The sequence below is a fragment of the Marivita sp. genome, from assembly GCF_022763305.1.
Lineage (GTDB): Bacteria > Pseudomonadota > Alphaproteobacteria > Rhodobacterales > Rhodobacteraceae > Marivita.
On the sequence record NZ_JALEGT010000075.1, the window covers coordinates 1 to 2,721 of the forward strand.

Here is a 2,721-nt window from a genome sequence, read left to right on the forward strand (position 1 = left end):
CAAGACAGTGCGGTCGTGGCGGAATTGGTAGACGCGCAGCGTTGAGGTCGCTGTGGGGTAACTCCCGTGGAAGTTCGAGTCTTCTCGACCGCACCATTCATCCCTTAAAAATCGGCGGTTGCTTGTGCATGTGGTCTGGCTGTCTGGGCCGATCCTGCGTATCTCAGTCATACTCACATGGCTTGTGATGCAGACCGCATTGGGGATGCGTCTGGAAGTTTCAGGATCGCACAGGGCATGTGGCACTTCGCTATCGAAACGGAGCGTGATGCATGAGCTGGACAGGTTTTGCAGCGGTTTTCGTGGCGTTCTTCCTGACGCACTCGGTCCCTGTGCGCCCGTTGATCAAGTCGAGGTTGGTGGCGCTTCTTGGACAGACGGGTTTCGGTGTTGCGTATTCGGCGCTGTCGCTGTCGATGCTGGCTCTTCTGATCTGGTCCGCAGGCGAGGCCCCCTATGTGCCGCTCTGGTCGCAAATGGCCTGGCAGCGCCACGCGGCACATCTGGGGATGTTCGCAGTCTGCCTCATCCTCGCACTGAGCATCGCCCGCCCGAACCCGTTCTCGTTCGGGGGCGCACGGAACGACCGTTTCGACCCCGCCGGGCCCGGCCTGATCCGTTGGACACGGCACCCCATTCTGCTGGCCTTGGCGCTCTGGGCGTCCGTACATGTTTTGCCGAACGGAGACCTCGCACATGTGATTCTGTTCGCTGTGCTGGGCTGTTTCGCCCTGATCGGGCGCGCCCTCATTGATCGGCGCACGAAAGGGCGGCTTGGCCGGGAAACCTGGATTGAGATCGACCGCAGACGCCGGAACGCCCCACTTATCCATGCGCCGGCGTCATGGACCGGATTGGGCCTTCGCCTCCTTGCGGGTGTTTCGGTTTACGCCGCTCTGCTCTGGGCGCATCCCTTTATCATCGGTGTACCTGCGCTGTAAGCGTATTGAACGTGGGGTGCCTTGGCGCGCTCTGGACCCTGCATGTCACGTCCGAAGGGGGGCGCACATATCTGTCGGTGCGGGCTGATGGCTTGGGCGCTGACATCGACACCCCGTGCATGAACACACGCCATCTCATGCAGAGGCATCGGGGAACACGGGCACCGGGTCTCACCGATGACCCACCCATCCGCGATCATCGGTGAAAGGGCGGGCGTCGGAGATTTGCGTCGGCGCGTAATCCGGCGGCACATTCTGGAGAGTTGCCAAGGTGGCGCTGGACGCCGCGAAGAGTATGTTGCGACGGCCGAAGTCATTGAGTTCGCCCTGAACGATTTCCACGCTTGGATAGAGTTGCGTCAGGATGGCGTTTACCCCTCGGGCCAGCGGACCGTCCGTTCTATCGATCAGGTTGACGTAGACCGGACCGTCAACGATCTCGCGCAGGCGTTCGAACGTTTCCAAAGTGACCAGATGCGCGGGGACGGACCGTGACGAAAACGCATCCATGACCGCGGCATCGAAGTGGTCGGAGGTCTCGTTCAGGTATACCCGCCCGTCAGCATGCACGAGGCCCAGGCGACCCTCACCGTGCCTGTCACCGCCCGACGGATCATACGCGGAGGTCTCGATCATGGCCCCGGCGCGCGGCAGATGGGTCTTGGCCACTTCGGTGACGAGGGGATCAATCTCGACGGCAATCGCGGTGGCCTCTGGTCGCGAGGCAAGAAGCTGCGTTGGAAGCGTGTAGCCGCCGCCGCCCACGAACAGCACCGAAGGCGCCGGCCCCATGTCACGATCCAGCCGCAACCAGAGCCACTCCGTGTAGGGCAGGGCGAGGTCCATCGTGCCGTCGTCGGACTTTGCTGGAGTGATCTTTTCCGCCGCCTGCAACGTCCCGTCCGAGATGAGTTTTCGGTCTCGTCCACTTTCGACCACATGCAGGCAGGATAAACCGGATTCGTATTGACAGGCCGGGCTTCCGGCGAGGCCGGCAAAGGCAACGAAGGCCGCCGACGCAATCGTGACGCCCGGGTTTCCGGTGGACCCTCCCTTGATGAAGGGCAGGCACAGAAGCGTGGCCGCGCCACAGGCGGCAAAAGTCGCGGTGGAGCCGATCAGCGGCAATGTCACGAAGCCGGCCAGAATGGCCCCGAAGATGGCCCCGATCGACCCTGCCGCCAGAACGATCCCCAACGAGGAGCCTTCGCGGCCCGGCCGGGCCTCAATGGCCATTTTGGCCAGAAGCGGCGACGGCAGGGTCACCAAGACCGAGGCTGGAAAGAAGACCCAGAACACCGTGAGCATCATCCCGAAGGTGCCGCGTGCGCCTGACGCGTAGAAGAGGCCAAGCAGCGTTGGCGAGACGGCCATCAAGACCGCGGTTGCGACAAGGGCGCTGCTCACATGGCGCAGGGCCACGTTGCGAGGGCGTTCCGCAACGAAGCCTCCCAGTGCACTGCCAAGCGAAAAGCCCGCCAGCACGGTCGCGATCACGGTTGTCCAGGTGAGAAGGGATGTGCCGAAAAACGGTGCAAGCACACGGCCCGCAGCAATCTCGTAGGTCAGCCCGACCGCCGAGAGCACGAGAATGAGCACGATGGTGACAGGAAAGCTGATGACTATCTCCTTCGGCTGTCTTGGGGGTTCGCAGAAGAACGCTGCGCGGGTTTGCAAGGAGGAACTAGCCCGAATTATGCATGATGGGTTGGCGAGGGTGGCGTAACCATATGAAAAGCTATATTTTTTGGTTGTTCCGACCGAAAACTACAGTTTCCAA

The 2,721-nt window shown here is 61.9% G+C and carries 2 protein-coding genes and 1 tRNA gene; 2 read left to right on the forward strand and 1 reads right to left on the reverse strand.

The genetic code is table 11. From position 1 onward, the window contains the following. Window positions 1-9: 9 nt before the first annotated feature. Together MRY75_RS14490 and MRY75_RS14495 are read left to right on the forward strand one after the other, a co-directional pair. Window positions 10-96, forward strand: a tRNA-Leu gene (locus tag MRY75_RS14490). A 176-nt stretch (window positions 97-272) separates the two neighbouring features. Continuing rightward, window positions 273-941: an NnrU family protein gene (locus MRY75_RS14495; RefSeq protein ID WP_292308715.1), complete on the forward strand. Its 669-nt coding sequence runs from the start codon at window positions 273-275 to the stop codon at window positions 939-941. A gap of 171 nt (window positions 942-1,112) precedes the next feature. Here MRY75_RS14495 and MRY75_RS14500 read toward each other — a convergent pair whose 3' ends face one another. After that, window positions 1,113-2,540 carry a fused MFS/spermidine synthase gene (locus MRY75_RS14500; protein WP_292308716.1) on the reverse strand — a complete coding sequence of 476 codons (1,428 nt, stop codon included), beginning with the start codon at window positions 2,538-2,540 and terminating at the stop codon, window positions 1,113-1,115. Window positions 2,541-2,721: the final 181 nt, after the last annotated feature.

What these genes read in the sequence shown, in the direction of transcription:
- MRY75_RS14495 (WP_292308715.1), top strand. Translation starts at nt 273, where the DNA reads ATGAGCTGGACAGGTTTTGCAGCGGTTTTCGTGGCGTTCTTCCTGACG.